Annotated in this window: 14 protein-coding genes, 1 tRNA gene and 2 pseudogenes; 9 read left to right on the top strand and 8 right to left on the bottom strand. The window is 65.2% G+C overall.

Going from position 1 to position 17066, the window contains the following annotated elements; genetic code table 11:
* Nucleotides 1–26: 26 nt before the first annotated feature.
* The gene (gene selD, locus AC1MFL_RS17570; protein ID WP_479815548.1) at nt 27–1031 is read right to left on the bottom strand and encodes a selenide, water dikinase SelD; all 1005 of its coding nucleotides are present in this window, start codon (nt 1029–1031) and stop codon (nt 27–29) included.
* A 63-nt stretch (nt 1032–1094) separates the two neighbouring features.
* Here selD and AC1MFL_RS17565 point away from each other — a divergent pair.
* From AC1MFL_RS17565 to AC1MFL_RS17550, 4 genes are all read left to right on the top strand, one after another.
* Nucleotides 1095–1189 (top strand) — tRNA-Sec (locus AC1MFL_RS17565).
* A 37-nt stretch (nt 1190–1226) separates the two neighbouring features.
* Nucleotides 1227–2558 (top strand): L-seryl-tRNA(Sec) selenium transferase, encoded by a 1332-nt coding sequence (gene selA, locus AC1MFL_RS17560; protein WP_479811499.1) that lies wholly within the window; start codon nt 1227–1229, stop codon nt 2556–2558.
* Between the two features lie 3 nt (nt 2559–2561).
* Entirely contained in the window at nt 2562–4352 is a 1791-nt protein-coding gene (gene selB, locus AC1MFL_RS17555; RefSeq protein WP_479811497.1) for a selenocysteine-specific translation elongation factor, read from the top strand.
* A 53-nt stretch (nt 4353–4405) separates the two neighbouring features.
* Nucleotides 4406–5485 carry a hypothetical protein gene (locus tag AC1MFL_RS17550; RefSeq protein WP_479811495.1) on the top strand — a complete coding sequence of 360 codons (1080 nt, stop codon included), beginning with the start codon at nt 4406–4408 and terminating at the stop codon, nt 5483–5485.
* A gap of 136 nt (nt 5486–5621) precedes the next feature.
* Here AC1MFL_RS17550 and AC1MFL_RS17545 read toward each other — a convergent pair whose 3' ends face one another.
* Complete coding sequence (locus tag AC1MFL_RS17545; protein ID WP_479811493.1) at nt 5622–5804, bottom strand: hypothetical protein; 183 nt, start codon at nt 5802–5804, stop codon at nt 5622–5624.
* A 63-nt stretch (nt 5805–5867) separates the two neighbouring features.
* Here AC1MFL_RS17545 and AC1MFL_RS17540 point away from each other — a divergent pair, with 63 nt between their 5' ends.
* The 3 genes and pseudogenes from AC1MFL_RS17540 to AC1MFL_RS17530 form a co-directional block, all read left to right on the top strand.
* On the top strand, nt 5868–6074 hold the full coding sequence (locus AC1MFL_RS17540; RefSeq protein ID WP_479811491.1) for a hypothetical protein: 207 nt from the start codon (nt 5868–5870) through the stop codon (nt 6072–6074).
* 109 nt (nt 6075–6183) lie between these two features.
* Nucleotides 6184–6387: a cold-shock protein gene (locus tag AC1MFL_RS17535; RefSeq protein WP_479811490.1), complete on the top strand. Its 204-nt coding sequence runs from the start codon at nt 6184–6186 to the stop codon at nt 6385–6387.
* A 222-nt stretch (nt 6388–6609) separates the two neighbouring features.
* Nucleotides 6610–7374: pseudogene (locus AC1MFL_RS17530) on the top strand (ISL3 family transposase); the annotation flags it as partial.
* A gap of 180 nt (nt 7375–7554) precedes the next feature.
* On the opposite strand, the gene AC1MFL_RS17525 reads toward AC1MFL_RS17530, so the two are convergent.
* From AC1MFL_RS17525 to AC1MFL_RS17510, 4 genes are all read right to left on the bottom strand, one after another.
* A complete protein-coding gene (locus tag AC1MFL_RS17525) occupies nt 7555–8913 on the bottom strand; it encodes an IS110 family RNA-guided transposase (protein WP_479811488.1) in 1359 nt (452 codons plus the stop codon).
* Between the two features lie 553 nt (nt 8914–9466).
* Nucleotides 9467–10699 carry a metal-dependent hydrolase family protein gene (locus tag AC1MFL_RS17520; protein ID WP_479811486.1) on the bottom strand — a complete coding sequence of 411 codons (1233 nt, stop codon included), beginning with the start codon at nt 10697–10699 and terminating at the stop codon, nt 9467–9469.
* The gene (locus tag AC1MFL_RS17515; protein WP_479811484.1) at nt 10696–11151 is read right to left on the bottom strand and encodes a GAF domain-containing protein; all 456 of its coding nucleotides are present in this window, start codon (nt 11149–11151) and stop codon (nt 10696–10698) included. The genes AC1MFL_RS17520 and AC1MFL_RS17515 overlap by 4 nt, the downstream gene beginning before the upstream one ends.
* A complete protein-coding gene (locus AC1MFL_RS17510) occupies nt 11138–12529 on the bottom strand; it encodes an MFS transporter (protein WP_479811482.1) in 1392 nt (463 codons plus the stop codon). Before AC1MFL_RS17510 ends, AC1MFL_RS17515 begins: the two co-directional genes overlap by 14 nt.
* A gap of 134 nt (nt 12530–12663) precedes the next feature.
* Here AC1MFL_RS17510 and AC1MFL_RS17505 point away from each other — a divergent pair, with 134 nt between their 5' ends.
* Nucleotides 12664–13575 carry a MurR/RpiR family transcriptional regulator gene (locus tag AC1MFL_RS17505; RefSeq protein WP_479811481.1) on the top strand — a complete coding sequence of 304 codons (912 nt, stop codon included), beginning with the start codon at nt 12664–12666 and terminating at the stop codon, nt 13573–13575.
* 772 nt (nt 13576–14347) lie between these two features.
* Nucleotides 14348–15229, top strand: a pseudogene (locus AC1MFL_RS17500) (IS3 family transposase); the annotation flags it as partial.
* A 234-nt stretch (nt 15230–15463) separates the two neighbouring features.
* Here AC1MFL_RS17500 and AC1MFL_RS17495 read toward each other — a convergent pair.
* Together AC1MFL_RS17495 and AC1MFL_RS17490 are read right to left on the bottom strand one after the other, a co-directional pair.
* Nucleotides 15464–15943 carry a hypothetical protein gene (locus AC1MFL_RS17495; protein WP_479811479.1) on the bottom strand — a complete coding sequence of 160 codons (480 nt, stop codon included), beginning with the start codon at nt 15941–15943 and terminating at the stop codon, nt 15464–15466.
* Between the two features lie 131 nt (nt 15944–16074).
* A complete protein-coding gene (locus tag AC1MFL_RS17490; protein WP_479815547.1) occupies nt 16075–16749 on the bottom strand; it encodes a PspA/IM30 family protein in 675 nt (224 codons plus the stop codon).
* Between the last annotated feature and the right edge of the window lie 317 nt (nt 16750–17066).

The following is a 17066-nucleotide window of genomic DNA, read 5'->3' as shown; positions in this document are numbered from 1 at the left end:
TGAGGTGGTTTTGGGGGAGGTTGGGTTCAGCGGATTTCGATGCCCTGGCCGGCGACGGTGTGGCCGATTACTGGATAGCCGGGCACCTCGCCGACGACGAGCAGGCCGCCGGAGGTTTGTGCATCCGCCAGCAGCAACAGCTCGTCTTCGGTGACGCCCGCGGCGAACCGTAGGTGCGGTCGCACCCAGTCGAGGTTCCGCCGCGTCCCGCCGGAGACAAAGCCGTCCCGCAGAGCCTCCCGGGCGCCGTCGACGAGTGGCACCGCCGTCCGGTCGATCACTGCCCCCACTCCGGAGGCGCGGCACATCTTGTACAGATGTCCAAGCAGGCCGAAGCCCGTCACGTCCGTGGCCGCACGCACGCCGGCTGCCACCGCGGACTCGGCGGCGTCGCGGTTGAGGCGCGTCATCGTCGCTACCGCTTCCGCGAACACTTCACCGGTCTGCTTGTGCCGGTTATTGAGCAGTCCGACGCCGATCGGCTTGGTGAGCGTGAGCGGCAGCCCGGGCTGGGCGGCGTCGTTGCGCAGCAACCGGTCGGGATGGGCGACGCCGGTGACCGCCATGCCGTACTTCGGCTCCGGATCGTCAATCGAATGCCCGCCAATCACCGGGCACGCCGCCTCGGTGGCGACGCTCAGGCCGCCGCGGAGTACTTCAGTCATCAACTCCAGCGGCAGCACGCCGCGGGGCCAGCCGACGAGGTTGATCGCCATGATCGGGCGGCCGCCCATCGCGTAAATGTCCGAGAGCGCGTTGGCGGCAGCGATCCGGCCCCAGTCAAAGGCATCGTCGACCACGGGAGTGAAGAAGTCGGCGGTGGACAGCACCGCCAGGTCGCCGCGCACCAGGACGGCTGCTGCGTCGTCGCCGCTGTCAAGACCAACCAGCACGTCCGCGCCTGGCTGGCCGGTAAGGCCGCGCACCGCTTCTTCGAGCTCGCCGGGCGGAATCTTGCAAGCGCAGCCACCACCGTGGGCATAGCCGGTGAGCCGGACTGCGCCGACGCCGTCGTTGTTAAGTTGCGGAATAGACGTCCCGGTCTCTTTCACTCCCCTAGGCTACCCCCGTGGGCGATCTGCTAGATTGATCCCGGTGGCGTCCGGGTCCTGGTGGGCCCCCCGGTCTTCAAAACCGGTGAGGCTGAGTATCTCGGCCTGGCGGGTTCGATTCCCGTCCGCCTCCGCCAACCACCGGCATGCAATGCCGCGGAAGGAGGAGGGACTGTGGACCAGGTCGATCCCCGCCGCCTGATTCCGCGCACAGACGATCTGCTGGCCCTGCCGGCCGTCCGCGGGGCCCGGAAACGTCTGAGTGCACGGCTCATCCGCGAACTCGTCCGGCAAACCCAGGAGCAGGCGCGGCGCGGTGAACTCGATCCCGGCCAGGTGGAACCGGCCCTGCTGGCCGCCGTCGCTGCACGCACGGCGACCACCCTGCGTCCGGTGCTCAACGCAACCGGCGTAGTCGTCCACACCAACCTCGGCCGCGCCCCGCTGTCTGCGGCCGCGGTTGAAGCACTTGTCGCAGCCAGCGGCTACGTCGACGTGGAGCTCGACCTGGCAACCGGCAGCCGCGCCCGCCGCGGCGCCGGTGCCCGGGCTGCATTGCTCGCCGCCTGCCCCGCTGCCGAGGACGCGCTGGTGGTCAACAACGGGGCTGCGGCGCTGGTGCTGGCCACCACGGCCCTCGCCGCCGGCCGGGAGGTGGTGGTGAGCCGCGGCGAACTGGTTGAGATCGGCGCCGGCTTCCGGCTGCCGGACCTGATCGAATCAACGGGCGCGACGCTGCGCGAGGTGGGCACGACCAACCGGACGCACCTGCGGGACTACGCCGACGCCCTCGGACCGGCCACCGGCTGCGTACTCAAGGTCCACCCGAGCAACTTCCGGGTGGATGGATTCACCTCCGCTGTTTCATTGGACGAACTGAGCCCGCTGGCCGCGGCGCACGGGGTTGCCCTCGTGGCCGATCTCGGCAGTGGACTGCTGGCGCCGGATCCGCACCTTCCCGAAGAACCGGACGCTGCCACCGCGCTGGCCAGCGGGGCCGACGCCGTCATCGCCAGCGGCGACAAACTGCTGGGCGGACCCCAGGCCGGTTTGCTGCTCGGCCGGACGGAGATCATCTCCCGGCTGGCACGCCACCCGCTCGCCCGAGCCGTGCGGGCCGACAAACTTGCCCTCGCTGCGCTGGAGGCGACGGTCGCGGGCGAAGCACCGCCGGTTGTCCGGGCCCTGCACGCGGACCCGGACTGGTTGCGGAACCGTACCGACCGGCTCGCCGCGGCCCTCGGGGTACCGGTCGTCGCGCACGACGGCCGGGTCGGCGGCGGCGGAGCACCCGGGGTCGCCCTGCCGGGGTGGGCGGTCCGGCTGCCCGAAGCGCTCGCCGGCCCCCTGCGCACCGGCGACCCGGCCGTGCTCCCGCGCGTCCACGACGGTTCCTGCCTGCTCGATCTGCGCTGCGTGCCCGAAGAGGACGATGACCGGATACTCGACGCGGTGCGCCAGGCGCTGGCGACCCTCAAGCGTTCGGATGCAGGCGGGGCGGGCTGAACCGTGCATGTCGTTGCCACCGCCGGACACGTCGATTGCGGCAAAAGCACGCTGGTGCGCGCGCTTACCGGCATGGAGCCGGACCGCTGGGAGGAAGAGCGGCGCCGCGGGCTGACCATTGACCTGGGCTATGCCTGGACCACGCTGCCTTCCGGGCGGGATGTTGCCTTCGTGGACGTACCGGGCCACGAACGATTCCTCGGCAACATGCTCGCCGGAATCGGACCGGCTCCCGTCGTCTGCTTCGTCGTCGCTGCCGATGAAGGCTGGCAGGCACAGTCAAGCGACCACCGGGACGCCGTCGCTGCGCTGGGCATTGAGTACGGCGTCGTGGTCATCAGCCGGACCGACAGGGCGCCCGGGCACGTTGGCGAAGTGCTCGCCCGGACCCGCAGGGAGCTGGCCGGGACAGGCCTGGCGAATGCGCCCGCAGTGGCTGTGTCTGCCGTCGAGGGCACCGGCCTGGCCGAACTGCGTGCCACGCTCGACGGTGTTCTGGCCGGGGTGCCCGCCCCCGCGGCCACAGGGCGGCTCCGGCTGTGGGTGGACCGCTCGTTTACCATCAAGGGTGCCGGAACCGTGGTGACCGGAACCTTGGCAGCGGGAACGCTCGCTCAAGGTGACCGGCTGCAGCTGCTCGGCCACGATGGTTCGCGGTCCGTGGTGGTCCGCGGCCTGCAAAGCCGCGACGAGTCATACTCCTCGGTGGGGCCGGTCAACCGGGTGGCGCTGAACCTGCGCGATGTTTCCGCCGCCGACGTCCGCCGGGGAGACGCGCTGCTGACTCCCGACGCGTGGCCTGTCACTGGCGTCCTGGGCATCCAGCGCACAACCGGCGTGGCCTATACGGACGTACCGGAGCAGCTCATGGTGCATGCCGGCACTGCTGCCGTGCCGGCCCGGCTGCGCCCCTTCGGTGCCGACCACGCCCGGCTTGTCCTGGACCGGCGCCTGCCGCTCGTGCTCGGAGACCGTCTGGTGCTGCGGGACCCCGGGACCCGCTCGGTGCTGGGCGGCGCGCAGGTGCTCGACGCCGATCCGCCGGCCCTGCGGCGGCGCGGGGACGGCGTGCATTGGGCTGAGCGGCTCGCAGGCATGGACGCCGCCGGAGACGTGCTTGGGGAAGTGGCAGGCCGCGGGGCCGTGCAGGACGAACACCTGCGTCGGCTCGGGCTGTTGTCTGCGCACGAGGCAGCGCCCCCCGGCGTCCGGGTTCTCGGCGACTGGTGGGTGCACGCTCCCCTCTTCGAGGCATGGCAGCATCGGCTGCGCACGGCCCTCGGGGAACTGCATGAGCGCGATCCCCTCGCCCCGGGCCTTTCCCGGGGCGCGGCCCGGAACCTCCTCAACCTGCCCGATGAGCGGCTTCTTGACCCGGTCATCCGCGAAGCAGGTCTCGAACAGGAGGGCGGCCACGTCCGGCTGCCAGGCACCCAAGGCAACCTTGGCGCCGTCGGGCCGGCGGTCGCGGAGCTGGAGCGCAGGCTGACTGCAGACGCCTTCCATGCCCCGGAAGCCGAGGAGCTGGCCGCGCTGGGCCTGGGCGCGCGGGAGCTCGCTGCCGCCGAGCGCTCCGGGCGGCTGCTGCGGTTGCGCGATGGGGTGGTGCTGCTGCCTACGGCACCGGCCTTTGCGATGCGCGCACTGGCCCGCTTGGAGCAGCCCTTCACCACGAGCCAGGCACGCCAAGCCCTCGGCACAACTCGACGGGTCGCGGTTCCGCTGCTTGAATATCTGGACTCACGCGGCTGGACCCGGCGTCTGGATGCCGGTCACCGCACCGTGGTGCGGTGACCCGGGGCGGTTAGCCTCTCGCCCCAAAAAGCGGCGAGTCCTACTGTGGAACCATGGACGCCGCAGCAGCTAACGCCTTGGCCATTCCGCCGGTTTCAGTTCACCGTCCCACGACGGTCACTGAAGACACCATCACCCTCGCCGCCGGGGTCTGGCTCCTCGCCGGGACCTACGTGGACGGCTGGGCCCACAACAACCTCCACGACCTTGAGACCTTCTTCACGCCCTGGCACGCGGTCCTCTACTCGGGCTTTGCTGCCTGCGCCCTCTGGCTGGCCGCCCTGACGTGGCGCCGGCACGCACCGGGCGCGCGGTGGACGGATGCGATCCCGGTTGGCTACGGACCCGCGGCTGCAGGCGTCGTCCTCTTCCTGGCCTCCGGGGCGGCCGACTTCGCCTGGCATTCGGTGTTCGGCATTGAGCAGAACCTCAAGGCGCTGTTCAGCCCGTCCCATCTGGGACTCGCTGCGGGCGGATTCCTGATCCTCAGCGCGCCGTTTTCCGCCGCATGGCACGCGCCAGAGCGGTCACGGGCACAGCTGGTGCCGGCCTTCGTGAGCGCGATGCTTTGCGGCATGGTTGCGGCGTTCATCCTGCAGGAGTTCGCTGTTTTCGCGCGCCATGGGCTCGTCCAGACGTACGTCGGCCCCGCCGCCCAGCACGCGGTGACGGTTCCGACGTCGTCGGGCATCATGGTCGCCTTGGGATCGTTTTTCGTCTCAACGGTCGTGCTCTTCGTGCCCGTCCTGTTGCTGTCGCTGCGCTGGCACCTTAACGCCGCGGTGCCCGCGGCCATGGCATTCGTCCCCTCCGTAGCGATGCAGCTTATGGTCGGGATGCGGGACGCCTGGCTCGTGCCGGTGGCCCTCGTCGGTTCCGTGCTCGTGGGAGTGGTGTGGGCGGTGGTCCGCCCGGCCCCGGGCCGCCACGCAAGGCTCATGACCGCGGCGGCGCTCTCTCCCGTCGTGTTCTGGGCGGCGTACTTCGCCGGTGTGGCGCTCCACGACGGGGCGCTCAGCTTCTCCCCCGAGATTTGGGGCGGGACGCTCGCTTGGACCGGGCTCGAGATGCTGGGGCTGGCCGCGCTCACGCTCAAAGGGGGCGCTACGGCAGACCTGCAGCACCGGCGATAGCCGTGGGTCCTGGCCTAGCAGCGCGATCGCGCCTTGAATGCGTTCTTTACCCTCGGGATGAATATTCCTTAGTGCGCGGATGGCCGCAGGTCGTAGCTCAATCCGGTAGAGGCTCATGCCCAGCCCAGATCCGCCTTCACTTGTACCAGGGAATGTTCTCGCCTTCTTCCGCCATTGCTGCATCGAACGCCGCAATGTCCTCGACTTCTTCCAAAGCATCAAGCATCGGCTCATATCGCTCTGGCGATAGTAGAACCGCGGCCCGATGTCCGCGGCGTTCAATGTGAAGTATCACGCTGTCAATAGCTGAAAGGTACACGTCTTCGTGTCCACCTCAGTGGCTAAGTTATTCAGTACTCAGCATCGCGTACGAGGTCCCGAGATGGCTCAGTCCAACCTCAGGCTATGGCTGAGGCCTTCATTCAACGACGACGCCGTCCTCTCCGGCGTGGACAGCACCTTCTTGGCGGCACTGCCGCTGGTGTTCCTGGAAGGAGTGAGCCTCAAATGCTGCGACCTGCGCGGTGCAGGCCTGACCCTCCGCGAGGCCGCTCCCTGGTTGCCGCGGCCTAAGAAGCGTCGCTTCTGACGCAAGCGCTTGCCCTTTGCCGGAGCCCACGCATAGGCTCGAACCTGTGAGTGGCTGGGATGGCAATCCGACAAGCGGAACCGACCAGCGACCCGTGAAGGAAATCAGCATGGCTACAGGTACTGTCAAGTGGTTCAACTCCGAAAAGGGCTTTGGTTTCATCGCCCCCGACGACGGAAGCGCTGACGTGTTCGCACACTATTCGGCAATCGCATCCAGCGGCTACAAGAACCTGGAAGAGAACCAGAAGGTCCAGTTCGACATCACCCAGGGACCCAAGGGCCCCCAGGCAGAGAACATCACCCCGCTCTAAAGCAGGTTACGAGAGACCGGTCAGCCACTGCGGCAGGCCGGTCTCTCGCTGCATCCGGGCGCAAGCGCATCAAAACTCGACACTCCGGCCGCCCGCTGGTACTTCGGCGCCCGATCCGACTCCAGCGCCCGGTCCACCGTTCCGCGGGAAGCCCCCACGATCCTGCCGATCTCACGCTTCGAGTGCTTGCCCGTCGAAAACAGGTGGTGTATCCTCACCCAGGAGCCCTGGTCGATCGTTTTTACGGACCTGGACACCGGGGGCGATCCTGGACATCGTGGACGGCCGCCGCGGTCAGGCGGTGCGTGACTGGATCGGGGCCCGACCGCGCTGGTGGCGTAACAAGGTGGAACTGGTGGCGATGGATATGTCCTCCGAGTTCCGCCGGGCCGTCCGCAAGGTTCTGCCCAAGGCAGCCATCACCGTGGACCCACTGGCATGTGGTGGCGCGGGCGAACCAGATGGTCACCGAGGTCCGGCGGCGCCGCGCGCATGACCTCCACGGCAGGCGGGGCAGGGCCACGAATCCGGCCTGGAAGTACCGGAAATTGCTGACCTGCAACCAGGAAAAACATGTCCTCCGCCCAGCGCGGACGGATGCAGGAAATCATTGGCTCTGACCTTGAACCCGGTGTCGTCCGTGGCATCAAGGAACACGTCCGCCAGCTGCTGAAGACCGATCACATCGACGGCTTCCACCGGGCCTGGGCCGAGCTCGAAAACGCCGTGAAAGCGACCCGGATGCGAGAGGCGAAATCACTGTTCCTGACCCTGAAATTGTGGCGCAAAGAACTCCTCACGTTCTGCCGGACCAGGGTCACGAACGCGCGCAGCGAAGCTGCCAACCTCAGCGCCAAGAACCTCAAACGAGCCGCCCGCGGATACCGAAATCATGACCATTACAGGCTCCGGTTATTGTTGTACACGGCAGCCCAACAAGCATGCTGGACACCTGCGGCCACGCTAAAAGTGGAAGAGATTCCCTAACGCTTGTCAAGCCTTTTTTGGCTCTGGACGACAGGCAGGGTTGAGTGCGCCGTCACCTGTGTTCCGCCGGTGGCGGTGGGGGCTATCCATCCGGGAGTGACGCTCGCCGGGGCTGGTGGTGGCCAGGAGAGCGCCTGTGGCCGGAGGCCGCTTGCCGAACGGTATCGGTGGTGGTGCTGGCTACCGTGTCAGGCGTGCCCGTTTCGCTTCGACGGTGTGGGACCGGGACTGGGTGCGCTGTTTGGGAGTGACGGTATAGCGGGAGGCGATGAGCTCCTTCGCGGCCCGTTTGGTGACGGGATTCCCCTCGAGGTCACGCAGCTCATACATCTGCCCGGTGATGAGGGTTTTCCAGGTCCTTTCGGCCAGTTTCCTGGCGACGGCGATGGTGGCCTGGGTGTGGCAGTGGCCGTGTTCTGTCATGAGCCGGTGGTAGAACGCGGCCAGCTGCGGGTCCGTGGTCCGGGCGACGCTGCCGGCCTGGTAGAAGGCCAGGCGCAGCGGTGCCGGTCCTTCCTTACTGATGGCCCGGCGGGGCTGGTTCATCATCCCGGAGGACCAGTTCGAGGGAGTGATGCCGACATAGTTGGCGGCCTTCTTGGCACTGTCGAATCCGGATCCGTCGCCGAAGTAGGCGCGGATGCACGGACCAGTCGCCGGACCGACACCCGGCAGCGAGAGGATCAGCGGGTCATCGCCGTAGAGCTGCTCCCACCACTTGCGCGCATGGGACGTGAAGCGCTCGACCCTGGCCCGGGACTCCTGCAGGTCGGTCAGGTGTTCGGTGACGTCGACGGCCAGCGCGTCCAGGTCCAGGTGTCCGTCCCAGAAGTCTGCCCATCCCCGGGCCGAGGCCTTGATCGCGGCGGCACGGGCAGGCGTGTCGGACACATCGCGGGTGTGCTGGGCGACCACACCGGTCAGGGTTGCCGCTCGGGCCGCCGCCAGGGAACGCAGGTCCGGCCAGCGACCCAGCACGGCAAGGGCTGTTGACTCCGATCCGGCGAACGCGGTCCACACATCGGGAAAGGCCCACCGTGCCAGTGACAGCAGCCGCCGCCAGTAGCGGTTGCCGTCAATGACGGCACCGGCCCGGCGGACCACGGCACGTCGCAGCGCCAACTGTCCCGGAGATGCCAGGACCAGCGGTGGTGGGTCGAAGATCTCCCCGGCCTGGGTGAGCACTTCTGAGTCGATGACGTCTGACTTGTTCTTGCCCATGATGGCCCCGCGTAGCCGTGCAGAGTGCCGGGCGCCGATCATTTCCATCTGCCCGCCGGCCCGTTCGACGGCCAGTGCCAGCGCCAGCCATGTCATCGATGTCGGTTCCACGACCGCTGTCAGGGGCGCATGAATGGCGGCCAACCGCTGGGAGAGCCTCTCCATCCCGGCCAGTGTCGGGTCAACGGTGAAACGGCTCAGACGCTCCGTTCCGTCGTCGAAAAACTCCCGGACGGCGATATGGTGCCGGGCCGTGATGGCCGCGTCGATACCTGCCACTGCCCGCACGAGTCCTGCGGGCTTATCCTGATCCTGCATGATGGTTCTCCCTTTTCGCATCGAATACGTGCAATGGGACAACCCGTCGTTGCCGGTCCACCAGCCGAGTCACCAGGCCGGGCATCCCACCTTTGGGAGAACCGTCATGCGTTGATCTGAGCGTCGGCGGCGACCTCCCTCACACGCCCGCAACTGCTGAGGAAGCGTCGGATACAGCTCCCGCGCTTGTAAGTCATCCGGTGCCAAGCCCGGAGGCGAAACCGGTGCTGCGCACCGTTCTTCTCCGGCCACCAATTCCCTCAATCGGGTCTGCTTGGAAGACAGGCCGGGGGCGTCGATCTCTTTCACGGGCCATGACGCCCAGCCGAAAACCGGAACCACCCCGGCCCCTCCCAAGGCCACCGTAAACGACGACCACCCACCTCAACAGGGGGTACTTAAGAGATACAAGCCGGCAAACCGTGCGGGCTGCTCTCGTTCGTCTCGTCGCCCTCCGTCCGCCTCCTGTAGATAGGGAAGCCATTCGGCGCAAATGAGAGAGCGGCCCAGGGCAGACGCCCGGGACCGCTCCCTGCTGCTAATAGAGGTCCAGCTAGTGATCAGTGTCAGGTGAGCTAACTATTTCCCCTTGCTGTATAACAAAATCCAGCCGGCTTTCAGCCAAGATGTCCAAATCCTTCAGTGGGTCCTCTTTGGTGACGATGAAGTCCCCAGCTGCGCCCATCGCGATCACGCCGAGGTCACCCTCGCGCTGGAGCAAAGCGGCCGCAGTGACAGTTGCACTGCGTATGACGTCTATAGCCGGAATGACTTTGCCCCGGATGGCGAACTCTTTCGCCTGATGGCCGTGCATGCCGCCCAGAAGGTCCGTTCCGTAGGCTAGGTTGACGCCCGCTTCGTGAGCTTTGCCGAGGGCCTCGTAGCCGCCGTCCAGCACGGATGCGACCTTCTCCCAGTTCTCTTGGGACAGCCCGAAATCCCTGCCTTCCCGCTCCAAAGCCCAGTAGGTCACCAAGGTCATCGTCAGGAACGCGCTGTGTTCCTTGAACAATTCCAGGGACTCGTCGTCCAGTAAGTTCCCATGTTCAATTCCCCGCACTCCGGCACGCAATGCGCGGTTGATAGCGCGACCGGTATAGGCATGCGCCGTTACGTACCGGTTCGCGGCATCGGCTTCTTCCACAGCCGCTTCGATCTCTGAAATCGAGTACTGGGTGGAATCGATCCGGTCGGTCGGTGAGGCTACGCCGCCGCCGACCATGATCTTGATGTGGTGCGCACCTTTGCGCAGCTCATCCCTTACCGCAAGGCGGACTGCATCCACGCCGTCGGCGATCCTGCCGATGTGAGGGGTGCAGTAGTGCCCGTCATGTGAGTGGCGGCCGCGCGGACGGGGATCTCCGTGGCCGCCGGTCTGAGACAACGCTTTTCCGCCGAAGAATAGCTTCGGCCCGCGAAGCAGACCGTCGGCCTGCGCATCGTGAAGGCCGAAGTCCGCGCCTGCCGCGTCCCGTACCGTTGTGAAACCACGGTCCAGCATGGCTCCCATAATTTTCGCAGTGTTGAGTGCGGCATAGTTTGGCGACCATTCCCCGAGCTGGCCAAGATCTGCCGTGGCTGCCGTCACGTGAACGTGGCAGTCGATGAGTCCTGGCAGGACAAACCTCTGTTTAGCGTCCAATTCCTGGACAGCCTCGTCGTTGGCGAGGCTTTCGCCTATTTCGGAGATTATGCCGTCACTGACTCTGATGTCGCCTTTCCGGTAAACACCTTCAATTACGTCGAGGTAAGTGGCATTTCTGATAAGCAAGTTGCGTTCAGTCATTTTTCTTTCATTGCCTCCAGGATCATGTTCTTGCTGCTGCGGGCTATTTCGACTGCCACAGCGACGTCGTCGTCCGTGTAGGTGCCCGCTGCATCGAGTATGTTCAGTGCCGCCACAGTGGTACCCCGGTCGACAATCGGCGCGTTGATGATCGAGCCGCAGCCGAGGCTGCGGATCAACTCCGAGTCCTTGAAGATCCGGTCCACATCTTCGGGTGTCCGCCCGAAAAACGGCACTTGCTCTGTCAGGCAAGCTGCCAGCCAGTCTGGGGCCACCTCTCGGGCAACGACTTTACGTCCGCCCGGAGGGTATTCAGCCGGATGGGAAGAGAAGATCCGCTCCATCTCCGCACCGTCGTCTCTGAACGCGAGGACAGTAAATAGCCTTACGCCCAGTTGCTCCTGCACCACTTCGTAGAGGGATTCCAGGGATTCGATTTCATACTGATTCATTGCGGGCCCCCACGGGTTCCATAGCCGTTTCCGTGACTGTGATGTCTTCAAGTGAGCGTCCGGCGGTTCGGACGGCGAACAGCAGAGTGCAGACGACGCCGACGGCCAGGACAGCCGTGGTCATGCCGAAGACTCCGGCGAAACCCCATTGGGCGGCGAAGAATCCGATGATCAAGGGTGCGGTTATAGATCCGATCCGTCCGAAAGAGGAGCTGAGTCCGACGCCGGTTGCACGCAGCCATGTCGGAAAGACCTCCGGAGTGTAGGCGTACAGACCGGCATACGTCCCGTTAAGGAAGAAGGACAAGAACATCCCCGCCACTGTTATCCACACCGGGTCGGTCATGGTGCTAAGCCAGTATGCGCTGATGGCTGAGCCGACAAGGTAAAGAGCAATGGTGTTTTTGCGGTCCAACTTCTCGTTGAGCCAGGCAGCACTGAAATACCCGGGAATCTGAGCCAAGTAAATATAGAGCGAGAACGTAAAACTGGTTGTAACGGTCAGCCCCTTGCTTACCAGCAGCGTTGGGATCCAAGAGAAGAAACCGTAGTAGGAGAATGTGATCACAAACCAAATCAGCCACGTTACCGCCGTAATTCGCCACATTCTCGGCCCCCACAGGAACCTGAGGGCCTTCCCCAAGGAGAATTTCACCGGGTCCGGCTCTTCTGCGTGGTCTGGATCCACCGGAGGCAATGCTGCGCCCGTGGCCCTCATCACGCGCTGCTCGAAGTTCACCACTACACGCTCCGCCTCGGCGTCTTTGCCTACATTGATGAGGAAGCGCGGCGACTCAGGTAGCGACCGTCGCCACCACAAAAGAAGCAGGATGGGCAGGAAGGTGATGACCTGGGCCCATCGCCAGCCTTCCGGAAGTGGGACAACTATCAAGCCGATGAGGGCAGCACAAACAAACCCGAAGGAGAAAAACCCGGCGAGGGCGCCAACAAACCAGCCTCGGCGGTTGCTTGGAACGAATTCCGAGAGGAACGGCGCGATGATTGCGCTCTCCGCGCCAGCTCCCGCTCCTGCAATAACGCGAGCGATGAGGAAGATCTCGAAGTTCCACGAGGCTGCGGCGACCAGCGAAGCTATGGCGTAGACCGCCAGCGCGAGCATCATCACCTTCTTTCTTCCTATCCTGTCTCCGAGGACACCGGCAAAGGCCGCTCCAAAAAGGAAACCGAAGGGGGCTGCCGAGGCTACGAGTCCAAGTTGGACGTTGCTCAAAGCGAAGACGCCCTTGACGGCCGGCATGAGAAAAGCAACTACTGCGGCGTCCATTCCGTCGAAGGTGTAGCCGAGTCCTCCGATGAGTAGCAACAGGTAGTGCGGCTTGCTCAGTGGCAGCCGGTCGAGCCTTGCGGTTAATGACACTCGGATCTCCTATAGAGCTAGTGTGATAATGAGGCGGGAACGGTAGATCGGTGGTGTAGGTCACACTAATCTGCAAGAATGAATGCAGGCAATAGTCGATTGCAATTTTCTTTGCAGAAGGAGGTTCGCTGCGATTGTCCAGCGATGTGTCGCAAAGCCCGGATGACAAGGATCCGGATACGGTGGAAGACTGGTTGCGGTCGCTGCTGCCAGCGAAAGGCTTGGGGGCCAGCACTCAGCAGCTCTTCAACCTCATCGTCCGGGAGCCGGCCAAAGCCAGCTTCATGCCAGCAGCAGAGCTGGCGAATTTGGCTCAGACGAGCGTATCTAGCGTTACGCGGGCCGCGCAGCGATTCGGATACGGTGGTTGGCCGGATTTTCAACGGGACCTGCGTGCGCGACATATCGCTCACCTGTCAGTGTTGGAAGTTTCCGACGCTCACGCGGTCGGCGGATCTCCCTTTCAAACCTCGCTGCGACAGGATGCCGACTCACTGGCCGTGTCGCTGAGGAAGGCGGATGAGGGTCGGGTGGTGCGGATCGCACAACTCATTGCAGAGGCGGAGAATATCTATGTCACAGCTCAGGGAAGTTTTTCGGCCGTAGGACATGCACTTGTCCACAACATTCAGATCGCGGGCTACCCGGTGCGGGAACTCCTCGATCGACCGGCGTCTGTGGCCAATCACATCTCGCAAATAACATCACGCGATGTCCTCATCGTTTGTTCATACTGGCGTCTTTACGATCTCGCCGTAATTGCCGCGGCCCAAGCCCACTCGCGGGGCGCAAGGGTCGTGGTCCTTGCCGACAACATGTCGCCCGTGCTCGAACAGTCTGCCGACGAGATAGTCATCACCCCCGCCGAAGGAACGTCCTTTTTCCCGTCCCTGACGGCCGCCATGGCTGTCCAGCAGGGCATAGTGGCAACGCTTGCCGCTGTGGACCCCGAGAGGACTAGGCGCAGCCTGATGGCAGTCGAAGAGAACTGGCGGACCTTTAAGCTTCTCCACCGCTCCGTTCCCAGCATCCAACCGCAAATCTGAACCGCGTCGAGACGTTCTTCGGCTCGGTGAGTTCCGCCGACAGCAGGACGTGGTTGCCCCAAGGCAATGTTGCCACGGACCTGCGCAGGCGTTCCCGCACCGAGGTCATCCGCTTGGCGGCAGCCTCAGCCGTCGGCAGGTCGTCGCGGAGGCCGCCCCCTCCCGCGATGCCCCGCCCGTCGATAGCGTGGCGCTATGGGACTCCTCCATGATCACGCCGGACTGACCGCCGTCACGCTCACCCGTACCGAGGCCGAGGAAGATGGGGGTCCAGGAAACTCACCGCCAGAATGCGCGCCATGATCCAGGATCTCGTGGATTGCAACGGACCGGACGGGGCCGTGGATCTAGCCATTGGCCTGGCCCGCAAGCACTTCGCGGTTCTTGACTTACTCTCACGGGCAACTGGCCAGCCGTCGAGGTGGACGACTGCTATTGCTCGCTGGCCTTTGCCCAAAGCCTCTACCTCAGCCCATGGAACAGATTCGTCCACCGGGCGACAATAGAACAGCGACCGTTGCCATCGTACGTTCTCCTTCTATTGAACCGGACAGGTGGCAGGGCCTGCCTGGGTCGCTACGAAGACGCATCTGTAACGGGTCACACCAGACGTGGACAGTCTTCTGATCAGGTCATCCGCGGCGGGCAGACCGGTGCCCGGGGGCGGGCGCGGACGAGTCATTTCCAAGACACCGCACGCGCGGGTCAGATATACCCTGGGTCACACGCCGCCCGGGACCAGCCTGTCAGCCGGCCTCCGGCCGGCACATGACCATTACAGATCTACCCGCTGGTCACGGACCTTGCCGCCGAGGGGATCCCCGTGGCGGTGACCCGCAGGGTGTTGGGGTTCAGCAAGCAAGGCTATTTCCGGTGGAGGTCCAGCCCGGTGACGGAACGTGACTGGGCGGATGCGCATCTGGTGAACGCCGCTCGGGACATCCATGCCGACGATCCGGCCTTCGGATACCGTTTCATCGCCGACGAGCTTCCGGAGAAAGGCATCACGGCGGGCGAGAACAGAGTCCAGCGCTTGTGCCGGGACCAGGGCATCTGGTCCGTGTTCTCCTAGAAGCGTGGCCTGAACCGGAAACCGGGACCACCGATCCACGATGACCTGCTGGAGCGGGACTTCACCGCCGCGGCGGTGAACGAGCTGTGGCTGACCGACATCACCGAGCACCCCACCGCCGAGGGCAAGCTCTACCTCTGCGCGGTGAAGGACGTCTATTCCGGGAGAATCGTCGGTACTCGATGGACTCGCGGATGAAATCCTCGCTGGCGGTGGCCGCACTGGAGAACGCGGTGCGCTCATGCCGCCCGGCAAGGACCGTGGTGCATTCGGACCGCGGGTCCCAGTTCCGGTCCCGCCGGTTCGCTGAATCGCTTCGGCACCACGGACTGACAGGCTCGATGGGCAGGGTGGGCGCGTGCGCGGACAACGCTGCAGTGGAGTCGTTCTTCTCGCTGCTGCTCGCTGCTGCAGAAAAACGTCCTGGACCGCCAGAGATGGCTCACACGCCAGGAACTCCGCCTGGCGCTCACGACCTGGATCGAGCGGACCTACCCCCGCCGGCGACGGCAAAGACGGCTGGGAAAACTCACCCCAATCGAATATGAAACAATCAACCGGACCGCGCTCACAGCGGCCTAAGACCCCGACTCAACAAAAGCCGGGGCAGTCCCCGTTCGGGTCCGGGAAGTGCGCCATGCGCAGCGATTCGGGAACGAACCGGTTGAATTCGCCGCGGGAAGGGATGCCGGCGTCCTGACGGGGGCGGAACGATGCAGTAGTCATAACCGCTTGTGTGCGGCATAGCGCCGGATACGCCAGCAGACCCCGGATCCGTTGCCGGGGCCGGGGCCTGCTGGGGTTAGGTGGTGAGGCTTAGGAGCGCTTTTTCTCCAGCACGATCACGAGTCCGGCGAGGACGGCCACCGCGCTGGCGGACGGGATCATGATGGCCTGCGCTCCCGGGGTGGGGCGGTTCAGGTCCGCGTTGATACCCAGGCAGGCGAGCACGATCAGGACAGCGAAGGAGCCGACGAGCCACGGGGTGGTCCCGCCCCGTTTGCGCTGCTTGGCCAGGATGACGATGCCGGTAACCAGGCAGCCCAGGGCCCCGACGATCAGGACTAAGGTCATCCAACCGGCAGCCGGGGCGGGAGGAGCGTAGCTCTTAGTGAAGAGCCGGACCGCGACGTGAATGAATCCGAAGGCGGCGATGACGAGGGCCACGACACCGGTGGCGATCCGCAGCCCTGACGCCTTGGGCTTCGGCGGACAGCCGTACACCAGGTACGGCTGACCTTGTCCGGCGACCGGTGCGGTGTGGAGCGGCGGGCCTACGGGGCCTTCAGTGTTCAAGGGTTCTCCTGATGAGGTGCGAAGCGGGTGGATGGACGAATCCCGATGCGGACGGGAGGGCTCGCCGGAAGCCAGTGTATGCGCCGCGCCCGGCCACGGCGGGATGGTAACCGGGCAGCGGATGAGGCAGTTCAGTACGTGATGGCCTGCTGGCCGGTGCCGGACTTCAGCGCGGCGAGCCGAGCCTCCACTTCGGTCTGCTCACCGAGGTCTTCCAGGGACGCGAACTGGGATTCCATGGATGAGGAGTCCAGTTCCTGCTGGCCGCGGACGGTGGCCTCCTGGCGGCGGATCTTCTCTTCGAACCGGCCGATCGAGGACGTCGGGTCACCGGCGGTGACGGCAGCCATCGCGTCATGGATCTGTGCTTGGGCATTGACGGTGCTGGCGCGGGCGTTGAGCTCGTTGCGCTTGGAGATCAGCTCGGCCAGCTTGGAGTGCATCTGGCCCAGGCCGGTCTTGAGCTGGTCAACGACGGCGGACTGCGAGGTGATGGAAGGTTCCATCGTTTTCGCGTCGGATTCGGCGCTCATCTGGCGCTGAATGCCGACCTTGGCGAGGTTGTCGAACTTGTCGGCGTCCGCGGTGTTCCCGGCGGCACGGTACTCGTCGGCCTTGCGAGACGCGGCGATGGCCTTCATGCCCCAGTCATGGGCGGTGCTGACGGCCGTGCGGTAGTCATCCTCGGCCAGGCGCAGGCTGCCGATCGTCTGGGCAACGGCGGACTCGGCCTCGGAGATGTTCTCGGAGTAGTCCCGGACCATCTGGTCAGGATACCGAAGATCCCGCGTCCCGGGAGCCAGAATGCGACCAGGGTATGTCTGGCAGCGGCCTCCGGCCTGCACGAAGTTGTCGCGGCGCAGGGCTGACCAGTTCCTGAGTCAGCCGCCCATTTTTATGGGCAACCTGGAGCCTGGCGACCCAGTCGATCGCGGTGGCGGGGACAGAACCGGGTGGCCCAATTGGTTGGCGCGCGGCCCCAGCCAAGCGGACTAACGTCGACTGCCGGCCCCCTGCTGCCTTGGTACTCACTGCATGTCAGCTAGCGGAAGTGCACTCGGCAGGGAGGGGCTTTCAAAGCCGCCAAGCGTGAGAGCTGCCCTGCCGGGGTTCCAAGGTCGGG

The sequence above is a fragment of the Arthrobacter sp. BG3 genome (assembly GCF_056680185.1).
Note: the sequence above shows the minus strand (reverse complement) of the source record. Positions and strands in the feature narration are given on the sequence as shown.

Bases quoted from the DNA above. Each gene is read 5' to 3' on its own strand.
- AC1MFL_RS17550 (WP_479811495.1), top strand. From the start codon at position 4,406: ATGGACGCCGCAGCAGCTAACGCCTTGGCCATTCCGCCGGTTTCAGTT.
- AC1MFL_RS17540 (WP_479811491.1), top strand. From the start codon at position 5,868: ATGGCTCAGTCCAACCTCAGGCTATGGCTGAGGCCTTCATTCAACGAC.
- AC1MFL_RS17535 (WP_479811490.1), top strand. From the start codon at position 6,184: ATGGCTACAGGTACTGTCAAGTGGTTCAACTCCGAAAAGGGCTTTGGT.
- AC1MFL_RS17525 (WP_479811488.1), bottom strand. From the start codon at position 8,913: ATGCAGGATCAGGATAAGCCCGCAGGACTCGTGCGGGCAGTGGCAGGT.
- AC1MFL_RS17520 (WP_479811486.1), bottom strand. From the start codon at position 10,699: ATGACTGAACGCAACTTGCTTATCAGAAATGCCACTTACCTCGACGTA.
- AC1MFL_RS17515 (WP_479811484.1), bottom strand. From the start codon at position 11,151: ATGAATCAGTATGAAATCGAATCCCTGGAATCCCTCTACGAAGTGGTG.